The 23834-nt window shown below is 68.9% G+C and carries 21 protein-coding genes; 10 read left to right on the top strand and 11 right to left on the bottom strand.

What is annotated here, in order from left to right; all coding sequences use genetic code 11:
- Positions 1-202: 202 nt before the first annotated feature.
- Together DZG09_RS03755 and DZG09_RS03750 are read right to left on the bottom strand one after the other, a co-directional pair.
- Entirely contained in the window at positions 203-502 is a 300-nt protein-coding gene (locus DZG09_RS03755) for a putative quinol monooxygenase (RefSeq protein WP_119696350.1), read from the bottom strand.
- Between the two features lie 62 nt (positions 503-564).
- Positions 565-1353 carry a helix-turn-helix transcriptional regulator gene (locus tag DZG09_RS03750; RefSeq protein ID WP_119696349.1) on the bottom strand — a complete coding sequence of 263 codons (789 nt, stop codon included), beginning with the start codon at positions 1351-1353 and terminating at the stop codon, positions 565-567.
- 83 nt (positions 1354-1436) lie between these two features.
- On the opposite strand from DZG09_RS03750, the gene ilvD reads away from it, so the two are divergent.
- Positions 1437-3299 (top strand): dihydroxy-acid dehydratase, encoded by a 1863-nt coding sequence (gene ilvD / locus DZG09_RS03745; protein WP_119696348.1) that lies wholly within the window; start codon positions 1437-1439, stop codon positions 3297-3299.
- Positions 3300-3439: 140 nt separating this feature from the next.
- On the opposite strand, the gene DZG09_RS03740 is transcribed toward ilvD, so the two are convergent.
- A complete protein-coding gene (locus DZG09_RS03740) occupies positions 3440-4216 on the bottom strand; it encodes a M56 family metallopeptidase (RefSeq protein WP_119696347.1) in 777 nt (258 codons plus the stop codon).
- A gap of 55 nt (positions 4217-4271) precedes the next feature.
- Positions 4272-4622: a BlaI/MecI/CopY family transcriptional regulator gene (locus DZG09_RS03735; protein WP_119696346.1), complete on the bottom strand. Its 351-nt coding sequence runs from the start codon at positions 4620-4622 to the stop codon at positions 4272-4274.
- A gap of 114 nt (positions 4623-4736) precedes the next feature.
- Between DZG09_RS03735 and DZG09_RS03730 the strand changes: the two genes are divergently transcribed.
- Genes DZG09_RS03730 through cydC form a run of 3 tightly spaced genes read left to right on the top strand, consistent with a single transcriptional unit; the run spans position 4737 to position 10897 of the window.
- The gene (locus DZG09_RS03730) at positions 4737-6338 is read left to right on the top strand and encodes a cytochrome ubiquinol oxidase subunit I (protein WP_119696345.1); all 1602 of its coding nucleotides are present in this window, start codon (positions 4737-4739) and stop codon (positions 6336-6338) included.
- Between the two features lie 18 nt (positions 6339-6356).
- Complete coding sequence (gene cydB, locus DZG09_RS03725) at positions 6357-7403, top strand: cytochrome d ubiquinol oxidase subunit II (protein ID WP_119696344.1); 1047 nt, start codon at positions 6357-6359, stop codon at positions 7401-7403.
- Entirely contained in the window at positions 7400-10897 is a 3498-nt protein-coding gene (gene cydC / locus DZG09_RS03720) for a thiol reductant ABC exporter subunit CydC (RefSeq protein WP_119696343.1), read from the top strand. Before cydB ends, cydC begins: the two co-directional genes overlap by 4 nt.
- Positions 10898-10907: 10 nt before the next feature.
- Here cydC and DZG09_RS03715 read toward each other — a convergent pair whose 3' ends face one another.
- From DZG09_RS03715 to ectA, 5 genes are all read right to left on the bottom strand, one after another.
- A complete protein-coding gene (locus DZG09_RS03715) occupies positions 10908-11621 on the bottom strand; it encodes a hypothetical protein (RefSeq protein WP_119696342.1) in 714 nt (237 codons plus the stop codon).
- A 90-nt stretch (positions 11622-11711) separates the two neighbouring features.
- The gene (thpD, locus tag DZG09_RS03710; RefSeq protein WP_119696341.1) at positions 11712-12611 is read right to left on the bottom strand and encodes an ectoine hydroxylase; all 900 of its coding nucleotides are present in this window, start codon (positions 12609-12611) and stop codon (positions 11712-11714) included.
- Between the two features lie 154 nt (positions 12612-12765).
- A complete protein-coding gene (locus DZG09_RS03705; protein WP_119696340.1) occupies positions 12766-13167 on the bottom strand; it encodes an ectoine synthase in 402 nt (133 codons plus the stop codon).
- 29 nt (positions 13168-13196) lie between these two features.
- Positions 13197-14459, bottom strand: coding sequence for a diaminobutyrate--2-oxoglutarate transaminase (gene ectB / locus DZG09_RS03700; protein WP_119696339.1), 1263 nt, complete (start codon positions 14457-14459; stop codon positions 13197-13199).
- 53 nt (positions 14460-14512) lie between these two features.
- Positions 14513-15028, bottom strand: coding sequence for a diaminobutyrate acetyltransferase (ectA, locus tag DZG09_RS03695; protein WP_162893142.1), 516 nt, complete (start codon positions 15026-15028; stop codon positions 14513-14515).
- Between the two features lie 308 nt (positions 15029-15336).
- Between ectA and DZG09_RS03690 the strand changes: the two genes are divergently transcribed.
- Positions 15337-15924 (top strand): DUF4870 domain-containing protein, encoded by a 588-nt coding sequence (locus DZG09_RS03690; protein WP_162893141.1) that lies wholly within the window; start codon positions 15337-15339, stop codon positions 15922-15924.
- 54 nt (positions 15925-15978) lie between these two features.
- Here DZG09_RS03690 and DZG09_RS03685 read toward each other — a convergent pair whose 3' ends face one another.
- Positions 15979-16431, bottom strand: coding sequence for a MarR family winged helix-turn-helix transcriptional regulator (locus tag DZG09_RS03685; RefSeq protein WP_119696336.1), 453 nt, complete (start codon positions 16429-16431; stop codon positions 15979-15981).
- 132 nt (positions 16432-16563) lie between these two features.
- On the opposite strand from DZG09_RS03685, the gene DZG09_RS03680 reads away from it, so the two are divergent.
- The 5 genes from DZG09_RS03680 to menE are packed head-to-tail and all read left to right on the top strand — an operon-like array spanning position 16564 to position 21663.
- Positions 16564-17478 carry an SDR family NAD(P)-dependent oxidoreductase gene (locus DZG09_RS03680; protein ID WP_119696335.1) on the top strand — a complete coding sequence of 305 codons (915 nt, stop codon included), beginning with the start codon at positions 16564-16566 and terminating at the stop codon, positions 17476-17478.
- On the top strand, positions 17475-18359 hold the full coding sequence (locus DZG09_RS03675) for an amidohydrolase family protein (RefSeq protein WP_119696334.1): 885 nt from the start codon (positions 17475-17477) through the stop codon (positions 18357-18359). Before DZG09_RS03680 ends, DZG09_RS03675 begins: the two co-directional genes overlap by 4 nt.
- Entirely contained in the window at positions 18356-19543 is a 1188-nt protein-coding gene (locus DZG09_RS03670) for an acyl-CoA dehydrogenase family protein (protein ID WP_119696333.1), read from the top strand. The genes DZG09_RS03675 and DZG09_RS03670 overlap by 4 nt, the downstream gene beginning before the upstream one ends.
- 33 nt (positions 19544-19576) lie before the next feature.
- Entirely contained in the window at positions 19577-20035 is a 459-nt protein-coding gene (locus DZG09_RS03665; RefSeq protein WP_119696332.1) for a MaoC family dehydratase, read from the top strand.
- Between the two features lie 35 nt (positions 20036-20070).
- Entirely contained in the window at positions 20071-21663 is a 1593-nt protein-coding gene (gene menE / locus DZG09_RS03660) for an o-succinylbenzoate--CoA ligase (protein ID WP_119696331.1), read from the top strand.
- Between the two features lie 263 nt (positions 21664-21926).
- Here the strand turns inward: menE and DZG09_RS03655 are convergent, their stop codons facing one another.
- A complete protein-coding gene (locus tag DZG09_RS03655) occupies positions 21927-23786 on the bottom strand; it encodes an HNH endonuclease signature motif containing protein (RefSeq protein ID WP_119696330.1) in 1860 nt (619 codons plus the stop codon).
- Positions 23787-23834 lie beyond the last annotated feature (48 nt).

Raw genomic sequence — 23834 nt, 5'->3', positions numbered from 1 at the left:
AAGGTCAGCGCAGGCGTCACTCGGGCCCGCGGTCGTACTCGCGGCGCATCAGGTACTGGATATCCCGGTCCATGCCGTCATGCCGGATGCCGACACTCGCAGAAGGACGCGAGCAGTCTGCGCGCCTGCGGACGAAGAAGACCGCAGATTCGCGGCTGTGGAGGGGAGGACGCTGCGCCCAGTGCACGTCGTCGTCGCCTGATCAGTCGCGCAGAGTGAAGCGCTCCAGGGTCGGCGGTGCAGCCAAGAGCGCGGCGAGGTCCGCATCTGCGCCCTCAGGGCTCGCGCGGAAGTCACGATACGCCTGTTCCTTGTCGGCATCCGCCCAGATCTCGTAGAGCGTCCATTCGTCCTGGCGCTCCGCACTGCGCAGTATATCGATGCGCTCGCAGCCGGCGAAGGTGCGCGTGATCGCCAGCGTACGCTCGACCACGGCCGCGACCCGCTCTTCAGCATCCGGAACGAACGTGAACCGCACGATGGCGGCGATCTTCTCAGTCATGGGCCCATTCCACACCACCGGCGCTCGTTGTGCATCAGGTCATCCGGCGTGCGGAAGCCCCGTCAGCGCACGGGGACGTACATGACCACGTGCAGGTCGACCGCGTCGCTGGGGACGAGGCGATGGTGCTCGAACTCGAGCAGCCCCTCCTCGCGATGCCGGAACACGCGACGGCGAGACGCGAACCGTTCCACGGCCATATCGGCGGAGTGCAAGCGGAAGTCCGCGCTGGCCGCCATCAGCCGGTCGACGATCGCGCGATGCCCCGGCCCGGCGAGGCGCACTCCCGACTCGGCGCGGAACTCTGCGAGGAACCTCCTGCTCTCGCGCTCCCAGTCCGGCAGCATCTCGCGCAGCTCCGGATCGGTGTAGACGAGCCAGAGCAGGTTGCGATCTGTGACCTCGACGGTTGCGATGCGCGGGTACAGCCACTCGTATCCGGCGTTCCAGCCGGCGATCGCCCAGTCCGTCGCCACGACGAACGCGGGGAAGTCCAGCGCGTCGACGAGTCGCTGCAGGTGTTCCGGAATCGCCTCGCGCCGGATCTCGGGAACGGCCGCCTCCCGCTCGGCGAGACCGATCACGTAGTCGGTCTCCGCGGAGGTGAGACGCAGCACCCTGGCAACAGCGCTCAGCACCTGCCGTGAGACGTTGATGTCGCGACCCTGTTCCAGCCACGTGTACCAGCTCGCGCTCACGCCGGCGAGGGTGGCGACCTCCTCGCGGCTCAGACCCGTATGCACCCTCCGCCCTGTCGGCGGCAGCCCGAGCGCCGTGCGGCGGGCGGCGCGACGGCGATCGGCGAGGAACGCTCCGAGCTCCTCGCGGCGAGGCGTGCGCGGGCGGATCATCCCCCGATAGTACTCCCAGTACTGGTACCAACCGCATCGGCGAACGTGCATGAAGTGCGCAGAAGGCGGGCGAGAATGGCATCATGCCCACTCTTCGCTCACGCACTGTCACCCACGGCCGCAATATGGCGGGCGCCCGCGCACTGATGCGCGCATCCGGTGTCGAAGGAAGCGACATCGGCCGCAAGCCGATCATCGCCGTCGCCAACTCGTTCACCGAGTTCGTGCCGGGCCACACGCACCTCGCCCCCGTCGGCCGCATCGTGTCCGAGGCCGTCAGCGCCGCGGGCGGCATCCCCCGCGAGTTCAACACGATCGCCGTCGACGACGGCATCGCAATGGGCCACGACGGCATGCTCTACTCACTGCCTTCGCGCGATCTCATCGCCGACTCGGTCGAGTACATGGCCAATGCGCACTGCGCCGACGCCCTGGTGTGCATCTCCAACTGCGACAAGATCACGCCAGGCATGCTGCTGGCGGCGATGCGGCTCAACATTCCGACCGTCTTCGTCTCGGGTGGCCCGATGGAGTCCGGCCGCGCGACGCTCGTCAACGGCAACCAGCGCACGCTCGACCTCGTCGACGCGATCAGCGAGGCCGTGAACGAAAAGGTCTCGGATGAGGACATCCAGCGCATCGAAGAGGCAGCGTGCCCGACATGCGGCTCGTGCTCCGGCATGTTCACCGCGAACTCGATGAACTGCCTCACCGAGGCGATCGGCCTGTCACTGCCGGGCAACGGCTCGGTGCTGGCCACGCACACCGCGCGCCGCGCGCTGTACGAGAAGGCGGGGTCGCTGGTTGTCGACATCACGCGCCGCTACTACGACGAGGACGACGACTCGGTCCTGCCGCTCAACATCGCCACTCCCGAGGCGTTCGAGAACGCGATGGCGCTCGACATCGCGATGGGCGGCTCGACCAACACGATCCTGCACCTGCTCGCCGCCGCGAGCGAGGCGGGAGTCGACTTCGGCCTCGAGGAGATCGACGCTGTCTCACGTCGTGTGCCGTGCCTCGCGAAGGTCGCCCCGAACGTCGCCAACGGCCGCACCTACTACATGGAGGACGTGCACCGCGCCGGCGGCATCCCCGCGCTGCTCGGTGAGCTGCGCCGCGCCGGCCTGCTCAACGAGGACGTGCACACAGTGCACGCCCAGACCCTCGGCGCCTGGCTCGACGAGTGGGACATCCGCGGCGGCAAGGCGAGCGACGAAGCGAATGCGCTGTGGCACGCGGCGCCGGGAGGCGAGCGCTCGTCGAAGGCGTTCTCGCAGTCGAAGACGTGGGAGTCACTCGACACTGATGCCGCGAACGGCTGCATCCACGACTTCGAGAACGCGTATTCGAAGGACGGCGGCCTCGGCGTGCTGCGAGGCAATATCGCCGTCGACGGCGCCGTGGTGAAGACCGCGGGCGTCGACGAGTCGATCTGGACCTTCTCCGGCCCCGCCGTCGTGTGCGAGTCGCAGGATGAGGCCGTCCGGCGCATCCTCGCCAAGGAAGTGACCGAGGGCGACGTCGTCGTCATCCGATACGAGGGACCGAAGGGCGGGCCCGGCATGCAGGAGATGCTCTATCCGACGTCGTTCCTCAAAGGCCGCGGCCTGGGCAAGGCGTGCGCGCTGATCACCGACGGTCGCTTCTCGGGCGGCACGTCGGGTCTGTCGATCGGGCACGTCTCGCCCGAGGCGGCGGCGGGCGGCACGATCGCCCTGGTCGAGGAGGGCGACATCATCTCGATCGACATCCCCACCCGCAAGCTGCAGCTCGAGGTACCAGATGACGAGCTCGCCCGCCGTCGCGCTGAACTCGAGGCCGCAGGCGGCTACCGGCCGAAGGAGAAGCGCGACCGCAAGGTGACGCCGGCGCTGCGCGCCTACGCCGCGTTCGCGCAGTCAGCCGACAAGGGCGCCGTACGCTTGGTGCCCGAGATCGACTGAGGTCTGCCGCAGAGGCGTTCCGACATACGGCAAAATCCTCGGTTCGCGGCAGAATCCGCCGGATTGTGCCGCGGCTCGGCGATTCTGACGCGGCTCGGGGCAGTGGATCGCGCCTCGGGCCTCGCGGCGAAGCCGGATGGTCAGGCCCCGGCCAGCCTCCGGAAGCGGTCGTGCATCCGGTCGCGGCGGGTCGATGCTCGCTCTGCGGATGCCGTGCCGAGCGATCCGGACGAGGCGACGGCCAGAATCGCCCGTGCGAGCACGTCATCCGGCTGCGTGCGGCGGGCGACGTCGTCAGCCATCATCTCGATCAGCGCGGCGACCTCGGTTTCGGCTCTGGCCGCGATCGGGAACCACGGCAGCGCGCGCCGCCACGCCTTGAACGCCACGAGCAGCACCTCGTGGCGCTGTTCGATGTGGGCGCGCTCGTGCGCCGTGACGGCCGCGAGCTCATCCGGCGCCAGCGCGTCGAGCAGGCCGCGCGAGAGCACGGTGACGGATCCGACGCCGTGCGGAAGACAGTAGGCCACGGGTGCGGCATCGTCGAGAACGCGGGTGCGCGCCCGATCCGGATCAGGCACCGAGAGCAGCTCGACGAGGGCGAGGTGGCGACGGCGCTGCCGGTCGAACGACACGATCGCCGCGACGAGGTGCGCGAGCAGGTACACGGCGAGCGCCATCGCCGGGATGCCCGCGAGCCACGCGCTGGGAACGAACGCCATGGTCACCAGCCAGAGCGCACCGATCATGGTGAGACCGCCCGCTGCGCCGATCGCCTGCCACAGCACGAGCGCGAGCGCCGGATGCCGCGGCGGCCACGCGGAGCGCGACAGCCAGATCGGAACGGGCCATGCCAGCATCACCGCGACGAGCGCACACGCTGCCGCGACGACGAGGTCCCAGGCCTGTGCACTCACCGTTCCAGCGTAGGCCCGCACGCTGCCCGCGAGATACGCAGTCCGGCAGCGGCGCTCAGCTCTCGAGGAGGCGGCGGAGGACGGCCTGGTCCTCTTGGGAGACGCCGCCGACGAAACGGGCGAGCACCGCCGAGCGGTCTCCTGCGACGCCGAGCACCTCGTGCATCAGCTCGGCCATGTGCGCCTCACGCGTGCCGAGTGCGTGATACCGGTGCGGGCGCGCCGTGCGGTCGGAGGCGACGAACCCCTTCTTGTCGAGGCGCGAGAGCACCGTCAGCAACGTGGTCGCCGCAAGATCGCGACCATCGGCCTCGAGCACGTCCTTGACGTCGTACGCGGTCAGCGATCCGTCTGCGTCCCAGATGACGTCCATGACGGCGCGTTCCAGATCACCCAGATGTGCCATCGCCCCTCCTTCCGATCGAAACATTCTACCCGAGATCGAAGAACTTCTACATTGAGTCGAAAAATTTCTTCTACGCGCTGTCAAAATACTTCTACGTGACGTAGAATTCGACACATGGACCCGCTCGACATCGCCAGATGGCAGTTCGGCATCACCACCGTCTATCACTTCCTGATGGTCCCGCTCACGATCGGGCTCGGCCTCACCGTCGCGATCATGCAGACGCGATGGCTGCGCACGGGCGACGAGCGGTGGCTGCGGATGACGAAGTTCTGGGGGAAGCTCTACCTGATCAACTTCATCGTCGGCGTCGCCACCGGCCTCGTGCAGGAGTTCCAGTTCGGCATGGCGTGGAGCGAGTACTCGCGCTTCGTCGGAGACGTCTTCGGTGCCCCGCTCGCACTCGAGGGGCTGCTGGCCTTCTTCGTGGAGTCGACGTTCCTCGGAATCTGGATCTTCGGCTGGGGTCGCATCCGCAAGGGACTGCATCTGACCGCGCTGTGGTGCGCTGTCATCGGCAGCTGGGTGTCGGCGTACTTCATCATCGTCGCCAACTCATGGATGCAGCACCCCGTCGGCGTCGAGCTCGGCGACGACGGCCGCCCCGTGATGACCGACATCTGGGCCGTGCTCAGCAACAGCACGGCGATCTCGGCTTTCACACACGCCGTCATGGGTGCGCTCGTCGTCGCTGGCATGTTCCTGCTCGGCATCAGCTGGTACCACCTCTGGCGTCGGCGGCACGACGGCATCGACACGGTCGACCAGGTCGGCCGCGTCGTCGTCGGCGAGGCACCGGATGTCCCCTCCCGCGACAAGAAGGATCACGGCGTCTGGCTGACGTCGCTGCGCCTCGGCGCCGTCGTCGCGATTATAGGCTTCGCCGGCACTGCGCTCAGCGGCCACAACCAGGGTCAGCTCATGTTCGAGCAGCAGCCGATGAAGATGGCCTCAGCCGAGGCGGCGTGCCACAGCGGCTCCTCCTTCTCGATCCTCTCGCTCGGCGACCCCGGCTCTCGCGACTGCAACGACGTGATCACTCTGATCGAGGTGCCCGGCCTGCTCGGCTTCCTCGCCACGGACGAGTGGGGCCACGAGATGGCCGGCATCAATGAGCTCGAGACGCGATACCAGGATCAGTACGGCGAGGCGATCCCGGATGAGGCCATCTACGGCGAGCATGCAGGCGTCGAAGTGCAGTACGTGCCGCCGATGTGGGTCACCTACTGGGCGTTCAGGCTCATGATCGGCCTGGGCGGCCTCGTCGCGGGAGCCGCCGTGATCGCACTGTGGCTGACGCGACGAGGAACGGTGCCGCGCTCACCGTGGGTGATGCGCCTGGCGATCCTCGGCATAGCCGCGCCCTTCGCGGCCAACATCGCAGGATGGATCTTCACCGAGATCGGACGTCAGCCCTTCGTGGTCGCCCCGAACCCCGATCACACCGGCGTCGACGGCGTGTTCATGTTCACGCAGGCGGCGATGTCGCCAGGCGTGACGGCCGGCGAGCTGCTGTTCTCCACGATCTCGCTCTCGGCGGTGTACGGAGTGCTCGGGATCGTCGAGATCATCCTGCTCGTGAAATACGTGCGGGGCGGGGTCGCCGCCGCCATGCCGGAGCTCTCCCACGAACCCCCGTCATCCGGTTCCGAGGGCCCTGATCCGGATGACCGAGACGATGACCGGCGAGACGACGTGCTCGCCTTCGCCTACTGACCGGAAGGAGCAGGAGTCATGGACGTTCTCCCCGTCGTCTGGTTCGTCGCGATCGCGGCGCTGTGGATCGGCTTCCTCGTGCTCGAGGGCTTCGACCTCGGCGTCGGCATGCGCGTGCTCTTCGCCGCCCGCGACGAGCGGGAGCGCCGCACCATGCTCAACACGATCGGCCCAGTGTGGGACGGCAACGAGGTGTGGCTCATCACCGCGGGAGCCGCGCTCTTCGCGGCTTTCCCCGCCTGGTACGCCTCTCTCTTCTCCGCGCTCTACGTGCCGCTGACGATCACACTGCTGGCCCTGATCGCACGGGCCGTGGCGATCGAGTTCCGCGGCAAGGTGCACGACGACCGCTGGCGCCGCGTCTGGACATGGGCGCTCGGCCTCGGCTCGCTCGTGACCGCGTTCTGCGTCGGTGCGATGCTGGCGATCACCTCGACCGGGCTGCCGATCGACGCGAACGGCGACCGCGTCGGCGGCCCGTTCGTGTGGCTGGGGTGGCCGACCGTGCTCGGCGGCCTCGGCCTGGTCGGCTTCTCGCTCGTGCACAGTGCAACCTTCCTCGCGCTGAAGACCGACGGCCTCATCCGACAGCGCGCCCGCCGCTTCGCCGGCACGTGGGCTCCTGTGCTGCTCGCCCCCGCGGTGGCGTGGGCCGTGTGGGTGCAGCTGGCGCACGACAGCGGATGGATCCCGTGGACGCTGGTCGCTCTCGCCGCAGCGGGTGCGATCGCGGGATGGCTCGCCGCACGGGCCGGACGCGAGGGGCTCTCATTCGCCGGGTACGCCGCGTTCATCGTCTGCGGTGCCGCGTCGATCTTCGTCGGCATGTTCCCCTACGTGCTGCCGTCGACCCTCGACCCCGCACACGGACTCACCGCGTGGAACGCATCGAGCGGCGACTACACGCTGACCGTGATGACCGTTGTTGCGGCCGTCGGCCTCCCCATCGTGATCGCGTACCAGGCGTGGTCCTACTGGATCTTCCGCCAGCGCCTCACGCCGGGCATGATGCCAGAGCCGCACACGTTCCTGCCGGCGATCCTGCGCGAGAAGCCACCGGTATGAGCACCGCGATGATCGCGCGACCGGACCTCGGCCCGGTGCGCCCCATCCGGCTCCTCTGGCTCGGCATCCTCGCCGCGCTGAAGGCGCTCGGTCTCGTGCTCGTCGCCGAGGCCGTCGCGCGCGGCATCGCTGGAGTCGCCGACGGAACCCTCGATGCGACGGCTGTGCTCGCCCTGGGCGTCACCGGCGGTCTGGTCAGGGCGGGCGCCGGATGGGCGACCCAGGTCGCAGCGCGCCGGGTCGCCACCGAGGTCAAGGCCGATCTGCGCGCGAAGCTGTGGCGCCGCATCGCGGCCGGCGGCGGCGGACGCCACGGCGGCACGAGCGTGCTGGCGAGCGAGGGCCTCGACGATCTGGACGACTACTTCACGCAGTCCCTGCCCGCCATGATCGCCGCCGTCGCCGTTCCGTCGCTCGTCGGGCTGCGCATCCTCGGCGCCGACTGGGTGAGCGCCGTCGTCGTCGTGCTCACCGTTCCGCTCGTACCGGTGTTCATGATTCTGATCGGCAGGCACACCCAGGAGCGGACTCAGGAGGCGACGGGTGCTCTGACCCGACTCGCCGATCATCTCGCCGAGCTGGCGCGAGGGCTGCCCGTACTGGTCGGCCTCGGCCGCGTAGAGGAGCAGACCGCGGCGCTGGAGACGATCCAGCGCGAGTATCGCGAACGCACGATGGCGACGCTGCGCACGGCGTTCCTCTCGGCGCTCGCGCTCGAGCTGATCGCGACGCTGTCCGTCGCGGTCGTGGCCGTATTCCTCGGGCTGCGGCTGATGTACGGCACGGTCCCACTCGAGGCCGCGCTGATCGCGCTGATCCTCGCGCCCGAGGTGTACTCCGCGCTGCGCGAGGTGGGAACCGCCTTCCACTCCTCGCAGGCGGGGCTGGCGGCGTTGGCACGAGTGAAGCAGCTGCTTGCGAGACCGACCGCTCCGGATGTCCGTGTTCCGGATGAACGGAGCGGTCATGGCGCGATGGCCGCGGAAGTCACCCACGGCCGGCTCTCGGGCGGTCCCCGCGCCGCTGATCACGAGGCATCGACCGAGATCCGCGTCTCGGGGCTGACGGTGCGCTACGCCGGTCGCGATCGCGCCGTGATCGACGATCTGAGCACCGGCCTGGAAGGGATCACTGCCGTGACCGGGCCGAGCGGATCGGGGAAATCGACCCTGCTGGCCGCATTGGCCGGGGTGCTGCCGGATGATGCGAGCGTGGCTGGTGCGATCACGGGCGTCCGGCACCGCTCTGCCCCCGATGGCGACCCCGGCTCCGCGCCGGAGCGAGGTGCTCACGGCGTGGCCTGGGCACCGCAGGCGCCGCGCGCATTCGCCACGACACCGCGCGACGAGCTCGCGCTGTACGGCGCGGGCGATGCCGAAGCGGCGCTGGATGAGCTCGGCCTGGCGTACGTCGCCGACGCGTCGGTGGCCGAGATCAGTCCCGGGGAGCTGCGCCGGCTCGCCGTCGCCCGCGCGCTGACCCGCGTCGATGCCGGAGCGACCCTGCTGGTGCTCGACGAACCGACGGCCCACCTCGATGCGGCGGCGGCCGAGCTGGTGCGAGCAGCCATCCGTCGCCGCGTCGGCCGAGCCGTCGTCGTGCTCGCCTCGCACGAGCCGGAGACCCTCGCCCTCGCCACCCGCAGAGTCGCCGTCGCCGCTCCGACCGGTCCGATTCCGCGCGCGCCCCACGGCTCCGGCGATGCCAGGAGCACAACGCGGGAAGTCCGCCAGGCGACCCGGCAGGGCACCGGCGATCTCGGCGATCACAGCTCGAATCGACTGCGTTCTGTCACCGCCGACCGCGGCCCGCTCACCGGCCTGCTCCGCTCCGCCGGCTGGCGCTGGGCGGGCGCGGTCGCCCTCGGCCTCGTCGCGACGGCGCTCGGGCTCTCGCTCACCGCGGTGTCGGGGTGGCTCATCGTGCGGGCCAGCACGGAGGAGTACATCGCGGCGCTGATGGTCGCGATCGTCGGTGTGCGCTTCTTCGGGTTGGGCCGATCCGTCGCCCGCTACGCCGAGCGCCTCGCCACGCACTCCGCGGCATTCCGCGTGATCGACGATCTGCGCATCCGGATGTGGCGGGCGATCGCCGCTCGCGGCGCCGGTTCCCGACGGCTGCTGGAGGGCGGATCGCCCGTCGACTACCTCGTCACGCAGGCCGACGAGCTGCGCGACCAGCTCCCGCGCACCCTCCCACCGATTGCGGTCGGCGTGCTCGCGATCGCCGGGGTCACGATCACGACGTGGATCGTGACGCCTCCGCTCGCCCCGCTCGTGGGCGCCGTCCTCGTCGCAGCGGCGGTCATCGGCGCCGTTCTCGCCGTCATCGCGGAGCGGGGTGCGGGCGTCGCGGGCGTCGCCGAACGGGCGGAAGTCGTGCGCGGCACGTCTGCTCTGGCATCAGCGGCAGACGATCTGCGCGGCAACTCCGGCCAGGCCGCCCGCGCCGGCGCTGACCCGTCGTCGGCGGCGCTGTCCATGCTCGACGCCACCGCCGCGCGCCTCGCGACAGCCGAGCGCCGCGCGGCGAGGGGTGCAGGGCTCGGGGCGGCGGTCGCGATGCTCGCCGTCTGTGTGCTCGCCGCCGTCATCGCCCCGCTCGCCGCCTCCTACGGCCTGCCGGCCGAACGGACCGCCGTCGTCGCACTGCTCTCCCTCGCGGCGCTCGAGCCCGTCGCGGGCCTCGTCGCCGCGGCCCAGCGCCTCCCCGCCCTGCGCGCGGCGCTGCGACGCATCGCACCCGTGCTGCGCCCGACCCCGGCAGCGCTCACAGGCGACCGGGACGTGGAGTTCCAGATCCGGACGATCGAGGCAGACGGTCTCACGGCTCGCTACCCCGGCACGGACCAGGACGTGTTCACCGGCATCGACGCGCGCGTCGGCATCGGCGAGTGGCTCGTGATCGACGGCCCCAGCGGTGCGGGCAAGTCCACCATGCTGTCGGTGCTGATGGGCGCGCTGCGGCCCGAGGGCGGCGAGGTGCGCGCGAACGGCGTGCCGCTGCCCGAGCTCTCACCCGAGAACTGGCGCGATCGGGTGGCGTGGTGCCCACAGGATGCGCACGTGTTCGACTCGACGCTGCGCGGCAATCTGCTGCTCGCGCGCCGAGCCGGTGATGCTCCGACCGATGCGGATCTCCGCCGCGCGCTGGGGCGCGCGGGCCTGGCGCGCCTGGTCGCTGAACTTCCCGACGGACTCGACTCCCGCGTCGGACCCGCGGGGACAGCGCTCTCCGGCGGCGAGCGCCAGCGGCTCGCGGTCGCCCGCGCACTGCTCAGCCGAGCCGATGTGCTCCTCCTCGACGAACCGAGCGCGCACCTCGACGCACCGACGGCCGAAGACATGATGGGCGACATCCGGCGCTCCTCGCGCAACCGGGTCACCGTGCTGGTCTCGCACCGTCCGGCGGACCGCCGGGAGGGCGACCGCATCGTCGGCCTGCAGCGACCGGCCGCGGCAACGCAGAAGCCCGGGCGGCTCGCGGAGGTCTGAAGCGCCGGTGTCAGGCTTCGAGCTCCCCGGCTACGCGGTGCTTCAGCTCTTCCTCCGCAGCATCCGAGAGCACGATCAGCCCCTCGAGTTCGTCGCGCACCCTCCGGTACGCGGTCTGGCGCTCAGCAGCCGTCGCCGACTGGTCGACGGCCACGTTGAGCAGCTGCTGCGCGCGGGAGAGGCGCTGGCGCTCTGACTCGGTGAACCCGGTGTCGCGCACGCGGCGCGCCTCCTGTTCGGCGACGTCGAATGCGACCTCGAAGTCGTGCACCGCGTCGCGGTACTCGGCGTAGGTCTCCGCATCGACGCGCTCTTCCGGCGACGCCGGCCGCAGTCCGTCTGCGACCTTCTTGGCTCTCAGGAACGCGGCGGTGCGCGGGTCGCGCCCGTCGCTCATCGTCGGAAAGGCGATGAGCTTCGCCACGTCGAGCTCGTAGTCCAGCCAGCGCCGGGACACCTCGTCGTGCGTGTCCATCAGACGCCGGATGCGGTCGGAGCGGCTCACCGCGTCGGCCTTCTCGACCTCATCCGGGGTGAGTTCCGCGCCTGATGAGATCGCCTGCGCCCGCGCCTTCGCCTCGATCAGCTCGAGTCTGCGCTTGTGGGAGAGCTCCTCCTGCTCGCGCCACCAGCCCTTCGCCGAGCCGACGATGCCGACGATCGGCCCGGCGACGATGAAGCCCAGCCACCAGTAGCTGCCGATGAAGTTGAGCAGGGGTTCCATGCAGACCAGGCTACGACGACCGACCCGAACGGCCTGCGCCCGTGCGAATGACGAGCGCGTTCGCACGGGCGCAGCGGCAGTGCGCCGAGATCAGCGCAGCGGCGTGAAGTCCCGGCTGGCGATGTGCTCGGGGCGCGGCGCCGGTGCGGCGTAGGGCTCCACCAGCGCGTTCTCGACCGAGTTGAACACCATGAACACGTTCGAGCGCGGGAACGGCGTGATGTTGTTGCCCGAGCCGTGCATGATGTTGGAGTCGAACCAGAGCGCCGAGCCCGCAAGCCCCGTGAACTGGTCGATGCCGAACTGATGGGCCATTCCGGTCACTGCGTCTTCGCTCGGAACGCCTACGACCTGCGCCTTCAACGAGGACGCGTGGTTGTTCGACGGCGTCTCACCGACACCGGGCTCGAACGTGCGGTGCGACCCAGGCATCACCATCAGCCCGCCGTTGTACGGGTAGTTGGGTGTGAGTGCGATCGAGCAGCTCACGGCGCGCGGGATCGGCATACCGTCTTCGGCATGCCAGGTCTCGAAGTCCGAGTGCCAGTAGAAGCCGCTGCCGGTGAACCCCGGCATGAAGTTGACCCGCGTCTGGTGCAGATACACATCGGAGCCGAGCAGCTGCCTGGCGCGATCGAGCACCCGAGGGTCGCGGCTGAGGGCGTCGATCGCCTCGCTCAGCCCCGTCACTGCGAAGACCGACCGGACGGCTCCGGTCGATTTCTCCGTGATCAGGCGCGGGTCGCCGCGCAGGCTCTCGTCTGCGGAGAGCCGCCGCAGCTCGGACGAGTACAGCTCGACCTCGTCCTGCGTGATGAAGTCCTCCAAGATGGAGAACCCGCGGTTCGCGTGCGCGTCGAGCGCCGCCTGATCGAACGGGCCGTCCGCGGCATCGCCCCACACGGTCGGGTGGGTGCGCGTCGTCGCCGGCACGTTCTGCTCACCCGTGCGGGTGGGGTACTGATCCTGCTGGATCATTGCGGTGGTCATGGTCAATTCCCTTCTCCCGGCAGAACCGGGTCTCGTGAACTTTCCGCTGCCCGTCGTTTCCGGCGGGCCCACCAGCGCAAGGGACGACCTCGGCGTCCGGATCTCTCCGGACGCCGAGGTCCCCGCCTTGCGTGAGGTCTGTGAACCTGTGGCGCTAAACCGCCGCCGTCTCCTCCGTGACCAGCGGATACACGCCGTTCTCGTCGTGCACCTCCCGGCCGGTGACGGGCGGGTTGAACACGCACACGCACTTGATCTCGGTGCGCGGGCGCACCTTGTGCTTGTCGTGGTCGTTGAGCAGGTAGAGCGAACCGGGCTTCAGCTCGTGCACCTCTCCGGTCGCGAGGTCTTCGATCTCGCCCTCACCGGACGTGATGAACACGGCCTCGATGTGGTTCGCGTACCAGAAGTAGCTCTCGGTGCCCGCGTACAGGGTGGTCTCGTGCACCGAGAAGCCGACGCCCTCCTTCGCGAGGACGATGCGCTTGCTGCGCCAGTTCTCGCTCTTGATGTCGGCTTCGGTGTCGGCGATCTCGTCAAGGGTGCGAACGATCATGGATTATCCCTCTTCGATTGGTTGGTTGGTCAGCGGGCGAGCACGGCTGCGACGGAGTCGGCGATGATGCCGAGGCCACGGGTGAGCTCGTCGTCGGTGACGGTCAGCGGCGGCAGCAGCTTCACGACTTCGTCGACGGGACCGGAGGTCTCGACGAGCAGACCGCGCTCGAAGCACTCGCGCGCCACCTCGCCGGCCTTCTCCGCCTCACCGAACTGCAGGCCGCGCGCCAGGCCGCGACCCTTCGAGATGAGCTCGGCCTCCGGGTACTTCGCAACCAGCGCGTTGAACGCGCTCTCGATCACGAGGCCCTTCTCCAGGGTCGAGCGCTGCAGCTGATCGTCGCTCCAGAACTGGCGGATCGCCTCCGCGCCGGTGACGAACGCCGGCGCGAAGCCGCGGAACGTGCCGTTGTGCTCGCCCGGCTCGAACACGTCGTACTCGGGGCGCACGAGCGTGAGCGCCAGCGGCAGGCCGTATCCGGAGATCGACTTGGACAGCGTGATGATGTCGGGCACGATGCCGGCCTCTTCGAAGCTGAAGAAGCTTCCGGTGCGACCGCAGCCCATCTGGATGTCATCGACGATGAGCAGGATGTCGTGCTTCTTGCACAGCGCGGCGAGCGAACGCAGCCACTCGGCGCGAGCGCTGTTGATTCCGCCCTCTCCCTGCAGCGTCTCGACGATCACGGCGGCCGGCTTGTTGAGTCCTGATCCCTCGTCGTCGAGCATGCGCTCGAAGTAGAGGAAGTCGGTGACATCCTGGTCGAAGTAGTCGTCGTACGGCATCGGCGTCGCGTGCACCAGCGGGATGCCGGCACCGCCGCGCTTCATCGAGTTGCCGGTGACGCTGAGCGCACCGAGCGTCATGCCGTGGAACGCGTTGGTGAAGTTCACGATCGCCTCGCGGCCCGTGATCTTGCGGGCCAGCTTCAAGCCGGCCTCCACCGCGTTCGCGCCGCCCGGTCCGGGGAACATCACCTTGTGGTCGAGGCCGCGCGGCTCAAGGATCTGCTCCTTGAACGTCGTCAGGAACTCGGCGCGCGCCGTCGTGAACATGTCGAGCGAGTGCACGACCTTGTCGCTGGCGAGGTAGTCGATCAGCACCTTCTTGAGCGCGGGGTTGTTGTGCCCGTAGTTGAGCGTTCCGGCGCCAGCGAAGAAGTCGAGGTACTCGGTGCCGTCGGATGCGACCATCGTCGCGCCGTGCGCGGTGTCGAACTCCACCGGCCAGGAACGCGAGTAGCTCCTGACACTGGATTCCAGCTCTGTCGTATCGATCTTCGTAGACATAATCTTGTTCTCCTGGTTTCGATGAAGTGACGTCTTGTGGCCGGACGGCGCGCTCAGCGCGCGCGCATTCCGGTGATCTCGAGGCGCGGTTCGCCCGGGTGCTCGTCCGGGAAGTCCGTCGACAGCACGCCGTCGGTCCAGGCCAGGTCGCCTCCTCGTGCGGCGGCGATCGACGCGAACAGCGCGCGCGACGCGTCGTTGGACTCCTCGACGGTGGCCTCGAGCACCTCGACCTCGTCGAGCGAATCGAGCAGATCGTGGATCATGCGAGCGGCGACCCCATGGCCGCGGGCACGTGACGAGACCCCGACCTGCCACACGAACAGGTGCGACGGCCGCTCCGGCGGGCGATAGCCGAGCACGTAGCCCACCGGCTCGTCGCCGAGCAGGGCGACACGGCACGTCGCCGAGAAATCGGCGGCATAGATCAGGTACGCGTATGAGGAGTTGAGGTCGAGCCCGCAATCACGGGCGAGCGTCCACATGCTCGCTCCATCGGAGACGGAGGTGCTGCGGATCGTGAGAGAAGTATCGGTCGGATGGGCCTGGTCTGCTTCTGTGCTCGACATTGCCCCTTCACGATACCGGCCCTTCCCATGGACCTCCCCGGGCATCCCCGTCGTCTTCCCAGCCATAGCAAGCGACACGCCGAAGCCGGACAAGGTCGAATTTTCGGGACTTTGGCCGGATAATTGCGCCCCGACCGATCCGGTCATCACCGAGCATGGGCAGAACTGCCCTCCGCCGACTTCCGCCAACACCGCGCAAACTCTCGCTATCGCGCACACAACCTGGCATTGTTGGGGAACGACGGGACTCGCACCTTCAGATCGCGGGGCCCGCGGATGACTCGATTACACCGAAGGCAGGTTTCGCCGTGACGAACGACCCCACGGACCCCCAGAACGTTCCAGGGGGCGCACCCGATCCAGGTGCCGTTCCCCCTCCTCCCCCCGGGCAGCAGCCTCCGGTGCCGCCGCAGCAGCCGGTGCCGCCGCAGCAGCCTGGCTACGGCCAGCAGCCTCCGGGATACAACCCGCCGCCGGCCGGCGGCCAGCAGTACCCTCAGCCGGGCTACGGCCAGCCCCAGCCGGGTTATGGCCAGCCCCAGCCGGGCTACGGTCAGCCCTACGGCAACGAGCCGGGCAACATCACCCTCAACCTGTGGCTGAGCGTGTTCTTCTCCTGGATCCCGGCGCTGATCTTCTACCTGGTCGAGAAGGACAAGGTGAACCCGGTCGCCCGCAAGGCCGCCGCCGACAACCTGAACTTCCAGCTGATCAGGATCATCGCGATCGTGGCCTCCGCATTCGTGATCTGGATTCCGATCGCCGGCATCCTCGTCTACTTGGCCGTGGTCATCGGAACCTTCGTGATCGCGATCATCCACGCCGCGAAGGTCCCCGGCGACGTCAATGCCGGCCAGTACGGCAAGTTCATGCTGACGCCGAACTGGATCAAGTAACGCCAGCGTCTCCGTACGACTGAAGCCCTCCGAGTCCCGGCGACTCGGAGGGCTTCAGTCGTACGCGGGAAACGCGATCCGGTCGAGCAGCTCCCGCAGCACGGCACGCTCCGACGCATCAAGCTCGCGCAGCACCTCGTCCTCGACGCCGTGCACGGTGGCGTCGACGTCGGCGTAGAGCCTGGCACCGGCCTGAGTGGCGACGACGACCCTCGCGCGGCGGTCGCGCTCGTCGGTCTCGCGCGAGACGAGCCCGCGCTCCTGCAGCCCGTCGACGAGGGCGACGACCTGGCTCGGGTCGAGGCGAAGGTACTCGGCGATCTCGCGCTGCGACGGCGGTTCGTCGCTCAGCGCCATAGCGAGCACGGAGTACGAACGCGTCTTCAGCCCGAACGGGCGCAGCGCCGCCGTCGCGGCCTGGAGCGAGACCGCGTTGGCGCGTGCGAGAAGGAAGCTCAGATCGTCGATCCTGGCCCTTCCCGCCTGTCCGTTCGCTGCCGTCGCCATGCCGACACTGTACAGCGAACGAGGAAAGATTCAATCATTGACTTTTTCAAGCAAATGCGATCTTATGGTGACGAACGAAGGCGTCCTGTGACAGTGGGGCGTCTCATCCGGACGTCACGCAGGGAGCACGCAATGTCGCTGAACGGCAAAGTAGCCATCGTCACCGGTTCGGGCCGCGGCCTCGGCCTCGCCTACGCCCAGGAGCTCGCGAAGCAGGGCGCGTCCGTCATCGTGAACGATGTCGACGAGGTCGTGGCGAGCGAGGCCGTCGCCTCCATCGAGCAGGCGGGCGGCACCGCATCCGCAGTCGTCGCGCCTGTCGGGCCCACCGAGACGGCGAAGCAGCTCGTCGATGCGGCATACGACCGCTACGGCCGCCTGGACATCCTCGTCACCAATGCCGGAGTGCTGCGCGACAAGGTGACCTGGAAGATGAGCGACGAGGACTTCGATCTCGTCGTGAACGTGCACCTGCGCGGCACCTTCACCTGTGTGCGCGAGGCCGCCACCCGGATGCGCGAGGACGGCACCGCAGGCCGGATCATCTGCATCGGCTCCCCGACCGGCCAGCGCGGCAACTTCGGCCAGGCCAACTACTCGGCCGCCAAGGCAGGCATCGTCGGCATGGTGCGCACCTGGTCGCTGGAGCTGAAGAAGGCCGGCATCACCGCCAACGTCGTCATCCCCGTCGCCGCCACGGCCATGACCAAGACCATCCCGTTCTTCGCCTCCGCCGTCGAGGCCGACGAGCGCGGCGAGGCGATGCCCGAGTTCTTCCGCCACGAGCTGGGCTTCGGCACGGCCGACGACGTCGCGGGCCTGATCGCGTACCTCGCCAGCGACGAGGCCGCCTCCGTCACGGGCCAGGCGATCGGCGTCGGCGGCGACCGGCTGCAGCTGTGGTCGCACCCCGAGGCCGTCGCCACCGCCTATCGCGAGGGCGGCTGGACGTACGACGCCCTGCAGTCCGGCTTCGCCGAGGCCGTCGGAGAACTGCAGTCGGTCGGTGAGAAGATGCCTCAGCTCCCGGATGAGCTGGCACGATGACGCGCTACGAGTCCGCCGTCGATGTGGCGGCCCTCGACGCCATCGACGTGCACGTGCACATCGAGATCGATCAGCACGGCCACCGTTCGATCCCGGATGAGCTGAACGAGGCGGCCAGCAAGTACTTTCGCGCCGACGGGCCACGGCCCGATCTCGACAGCGTCGCCGACTACTACCGCGAGCGCCGCACCGCCGCCGTGGTGTTCACAGTCGACTCGACGACGAACCTCGACCACACCCCGATCTCGAACGACGAGATCATCGACGGCTGCATCCGACACAGCGACATCCTGATCCCATTCGCGTCCGTCGACCCGAACCGTGCCGACGCGGTGGACGAGGCGAAGCGGCTGATCGAGCGCGGCGTGCGCGGCTTCAAGTTCCACCCGACCGTGCAGGGCTTCTCCCCCGACGACGAGCGGTTCTTCCCGCTCTACGAGGTGCTGCAGGCAGCCGGAATGATCGCGCTGTTCCACACCGGCCAGACCGGCATCGGCGCCGGCATGCGCGGCGGCTACGGCTTCGAGCTGGCGCTGTCGAACCCGATGCTGCTCGACACAGTCGCGGCGCACTTCCCCGATCTGCAGATCATCATGGCTCACCCGTCCGTGCCGTGGCAGGACGAGGCGCTGTCAGTGGCGACGCACAAGCACAACACCTGGATCGACCTGTCGGGCTGGAGCCCGAAGTACTTCCCGGCCGAGCTGGTGCGCTACGCCAACCGCATGCTGAAGGACCGCGTGCTGTTCGGCAGCGACTTCCCGCTGCTGACGCCCGACCGCTGGCGCGATGATGCTGACAAGGTCGAGCTGTTCCGCAGCGACGAGATCCGCGCGGGCATCATGCGCGACAACGCGGCGCGCCTGCTGGGACTGGCATGACCGGCCCGTACGACGTCGACCCGGTCGCCGGGCGCCTCGGCTTCGCGCAGCGGCACCTCAGTGCGCCCGCACGCAAGGCGCTCACCGAGATGGACAGGGTCGTCTGCGAGCGGATCAGGCCGCTGATGAACGACGCGTGGGAGCGCGCCGTGATGCCGGATGAGGTGATCGGCGAACTCGCCGCGCTGAACCTGATGGCACCGGACGGAGTCGATCAGGCAGAAGCAGACTCGACCATGTTCAGCGGCTTCCGCAACTTCCATCTGGCCCGTGCCGACGCATCCGTGGCCACCGTCTACAACGGCCAGTCCGGCCTGTTCCGCGCCGTGGTGCGGAACGGCGGTTCGCCGGAGCAGGCCGCCGGGTGGGATCCGCTCGTGCGAAGCTTCGAGATGCGCGGCGCGTTCGCACTCACCGAGCCGGAGCACGGCTCCGACATCGCCGGCGGAATGTCGACGCTCGCCCGTCGCGACGGCGACGAATGGATCATCGACGGAGCGAAGCGCTGGATCGGCGGGGCCGACGCCGCCGATGTGCTCGCGGTGTTCGCGCGCGACGCCGACGACGGATCCGTCAAGTGCTTCCTCGTCGACCGCGACGCTCCAGGTGTCTCGCTCGAGATCATCCGGAGAAAGGTCTCGCTGCGCCCGGTGCAGAACGCCCACATCACGTTCGACGGCGTGCGCGTGAGCGAGGCGCGACGCCTGCAGCGCGTGGACTCCTGGCGCGATGTGGCAGGACTGCTGCGCGGCATGCGCTCCGACGTGGCTTTCATCGCCGCGGGCGTCGCCGCAGGAGCCCTCGATGCCGCCGTTCGCTACGCCCGCGAGCGGAAGCAGTTCGGCAGGGCGATCGGCGGCTTCCAGCTGGTGCAGGAGAAGCTGGCCCGGATGCTCGGAAATGCCACGAGCTCGCTCGCTCTGGCCGTCGAGCTCGCCGCGGCGCAGGACGCCGGCACCTTCAGCGACGAGAACGCCGCGCTGGCGAAGATGGTCACCGCGGAGCGCGCACGCGAGAACGGCCGACTGGCGCGCGAGACGATGGGCGGCAACGGCATTCTGCTCGACAACGACGCCGCTCGATTCTTCGCCGACGCCGAGGCGGTCTACTCCTACGAGGGCACCCACGAGATCAACGCGCTCATCGTGGGGCGCTCGCTGACCGGCGAATCCGCATTCGTCTGAACCACTCCATCCGGAACCTGAGAAAGGGACACCATGTCGAAGAACGTCATCGAGTACTCCGAGATCGCCGGCCTCACCGGCCGCGACCTGGGCTGGACCGACTGGCTGGAGGTCACGCAGGATCGCGTGAACACCTTCGCCGACGCGACCGACGACCACCAGTGGATCCACGTCGACCCCGAGCGCGCCACGGCCGAGAGCCCGTTCGGCGCACCCGTTGCGCACGGCTACCTGTCGCTGTCGCTGACCGTGAAGTTCTGGAGCGAACTGCTCGACGTGAACGAGGTGTCGACCAAGGTCAACTACGGCCTCGACAAGGTGCGCTTCGTCTCACCTGTGAAGGTGGGCGCGAAGGTCCGGATGAACGCGGTCGTCGCCGAGGTCGCCGAGGTCAAGGGCGGCTGGCAGCTGACCGTCGACCAGACCATCGAGATCGATGGCGGCGAGCGGCCGGCCGTAGTGGCGCGAGGGCTCTACCGCTTCTACAAGTAACCCGTTCCATCGAACTCAATGAAGAGGTCATTCAGATGTACGACGAAGGAATCGGCGCCTGGCCCGACAAGCATCGCCTGAAGTCGCCGGACAAGACGGCGCTCGTGTTCGATGCGCGCGAGTTCACCTATGCGCAGTTCGCCGACCGGGCCGACCGGATCGCTGAGCTGCTGCACGTGCGCGACGTCGCGAAGGGCGATCGCGTCGCGTACATGGGGGAGAACAGTCCGGAGTTCCTGATGACGCTGTTCGCGTGCGCGCAGATCGGGGCGGTGTTCGTACCGGTCAACACGCGGCTGGCACCGCCGGAGGTCACACACGTGCTCACCGACAGCGGGGCGCGGGCGATCGTGTACGACATCGAGTACGCCGAGAAGGTGCTGCCGGGCATCGAGGCGGCGGGCATCGCTCATGCGATCCCGACCGAAAGTGGTCTTCCCGGGTTCCCCGGACTGCCCGAGCTGATCGACCGGCCCTCCGGCGGGCGGGTGAGTGTGACGGTCGCCGCGGACGACCCTGCGGCGATCGTGTACACATCCGGCACCACGGGCAAGCCGAAGGGTGCGGTGCTCAGCCACCGCAACCTGACCTTCGTGTCGATCAACGCGGTGCTCGATGTGGGCGTCTCGCGTGACGACGTCGCGCTGCTCATCTCGCCGCTGTTCCACGTCGCCTCTCTCGGCATGGGCGCGCTTCCCACGATCCTCGTCGGCGGCACGATCATCCTCGAGCGCGGCTTCGAGGCGGGCCGCGCGCTCGCGCAGATCGAACGCCACGGTGTGACCATGCTCTCCGGGGTGCCGACGACCTTCCAGCTGATGGCCGATCATCCGGACTGGGCCGGCACCGACTTGTCGACCCTCAAGAAGCTCACCTGCGGCGGATCGGCCGTGCCGATGCGGATTCTGAACGCGTACGAGGAGCGCGGCATGTCGTTCTCGCAGGGGTACGGGATGACCGAGACGTCGCCGGGGGCGACGCAGCTCACGCCGGAGTACACGCGCTCGAAGCAGGGCAGCGTCGGTCTGCCGCAGTTCTTCACGAGCGTGAGGATCACGAACGACCGTGGTGAGGTCGTACCACGCGGCACGATCGGCGAGATCGAGATCCAGGGCCCGAACGTGTTCCTGGGATATCACGGGCTGCCGGAGAAGACAGCGGAGTCGTTCCGCGAGGGCGGCTGGTTCCGATCGGGCGACATGGGCTATCTCGATGACGACGGCTTCCTGTTCATCGCCGACCGGCTGAAGGACATGATCATCTCGGGCGGCGAGAACATCTACCCGGCCGAGATCGAGAACCTGATCTCCGACATCGACGGCGTCACCGGCGTGGCCGTGATCGGCGTACCCAGCGAGAAGTGGGGCGAGGTGCCGTGGGCGATCGTGTCACTGCGCGAGGGCGCCGAACTGAGTTCGGAAGACGTCGTGAACAGCCTGACCGGCCAGATCGCCAGGTACAAGGTGCCGAAGGTGACGCGCGTCGTCGAGCAGTTCCCGCGCACGGCCAGCGGAAAGATCCGCAAGGCCGACCTGCGCGCGATGTTCGCGGGTGAGGCCCGCCAGCAGCACGAGCCCGGCACCGCCGACCCCTGGAAGACGGAGACGGTGCGCACGACCAAGACGTAGGGCGCCGCCCGCTTCTCCACCCCTCGAAGACGAGGAGAACCCATGAGAAGACGCGTCGAGCTTCGCCTGCAAGCCCAGCTCGGGAGGCCCAGGCATCGCCGACTGAGCCGCGGCCGCCGGTGGCCCCGTCGGCTTCCGGCAACCCGGCGACCGGCAGGCACAGACGGCCGGTCTCGCCCCCTCGGGGCGGGGCCGGCCGTTCTGCACTCCCGATCCGAGCGATGCGGAGTGTGCCGTCTCGCGGAGGGGTGCCGCGGCTGGTTTCAGAAGGGTGTGTCGGTGGTCGTCGCGTACGCGTCGGTGAGGGTCGCCCAGGCGTGTGCGGTCTTGGCTTTGTCGCCGGTGCGGAGCACCGCCATGGCGCGACGGGTGCGGGCGCGGGCCTGCGGGTGGTCTTGCTCGGTCGGGCTGGCGCCGTCCGCCGGGCCGCGGCCGTCCGCCGGGCCGTGGCTGCCCGTCGGGCGTGCGTCTTCCGTCGGGGTGGGGTGCTGCGCTGTGCCCCACCGCTTCGGTGGCTCCTGATCCACCCGTGCACCCTGCCGCCCCTGTGGGTGCTCGCTCCTGGCACGTCGGGTATCCTCCGCGTCGACGAATCGCACCACCGGTGCCGGCCGGGTCACGTACTCCAGCCCGGCAGGGCTCTTCCAGGTCACCTCCCCTCCGGGATGCAATGTCGGGGCCCAGGCAGACTGGTGCTTGAGCACGTGATGATGGCGACACACGTGGGCCAGGTTCCCGACGTCGGTGTCCCCGCCGAACGCATAGTCGATGGTGTGGTCGATGTCCGAACCACCCGCGGTGCGGGTGCAGTGCGGGAACCGACATGTCTCGTCCCGCGCCACCAGGAACCGGCGCTGCTCGGCAGTCGGCCTATACCGATCCACGGTGAGCAGGGCACCTGTGTCGGGGTGATGGAACAACCGCACCCAGGCTGCCCCACCTGCCGCCGCTCCGGCGCCCGCCGCCGCCCGGCGTGCGACGCTCGCGGCGACCGGCCCATACCCGGTTAGGTCGGCCGGCTCGTCCTCAAGCCCGGCGAGCGCGGCCACCGGGATGGTCACGTGCACCCTCGCGACGACCGCATCGAGGATGTTCCGCCCGGTCGGATCCGCGACATGATGCGCATCCGGAGCACCGGTGAGGAGAAGATCCGCCGCGACATCCGCACGGATCTGATCGAACGACCTCTCATCGACGACCGGATTCCCATCCGCATCCACCGGCGCGAAACCGTGAGCTGCTGCAGGGTCAGCGCCCGCCGCGAGATCGTCCCCCGCACTGTCACTGCCGTCGCCGTCGCCGTCGCTGTCGCGGGCCGCGGCGATGCGGCGCGCCATCTGCGTCACCCGATCATGCGCCCCGTGCACGGCGATCGCGTCCGAGACGAGGCACAGCTCCGCCATCCCGTCTTCCAGATCCCACACGAACACGCCCCGCTTCCGCCGCGCCTTCTCATGCCGGGTCTCCAGCCCCTCCGGCTCCAGGTCCGCGGCGATCCGCTTCGCGGCCTGCCGTGTCGCATGCACGGTGGACTCTCTCGCGAACGGGAGCACGAGACGCTCGAACTCCGCCCGGACACCATCGTCCGTGAGGCGAGCGCCTTCGGCGAGCATCGCCGAGACCCGGTCTGCGTCGATCTCACCGCGACCGTGCGCTGCCTCGACCTGCGGGAACTGGCTATGCAGCATCCACGCCTCGCTCAGATCCGTCTGCACGGCCCGACGACTCTCATGACAGACCGCGGAGATCTCATTCTGCATCGCCCGCATCGCCGCGTCATCCGCCTCGAACACCGGCACACCATCTCGCGTCTGCCCCACAGACACACCCCTGGCGCGCGCCTGCTGGCCTTGCGCGACCTGCAGCAGCAACCCATCGATCACCGACTGGCTCGCCTGCAGCTGCGCGATCGCCTGACCCGCCATCCGACGCATCTGCAACAGCTGCGCCGTCACCGCCGCCTCCTCCGGCGTCGGATCCCACCCGCGACGACGCGACGACCCTGCCCCCGCACCAGCGCCATCCGACGCGGCCCGAACCGGCCCGACCCCATCAGCCCCGCCCGCGCCCGGCACCGACGACGCTGCCGCCGCCGCGGGATCGAGAATCTGCTGTCTGGTCATGCCCTCACCATCCCACCGACCTCCGACATTCCCGCTCGCCCAGACACC

This window comes from Microbacterium halotolerans (assembly GCF_003569805.1).
Lineage (GTDB): Bacteria > Actinomycetota > Actinomycetes > Actinomycetales > Microbacteriaceae > Microbacterium > Microbacterium halotolerans.
Note: the sequence above shows the minus strand (reverse complement) of the source record. Positions and strands in the feature narration are given on the sequence as shown.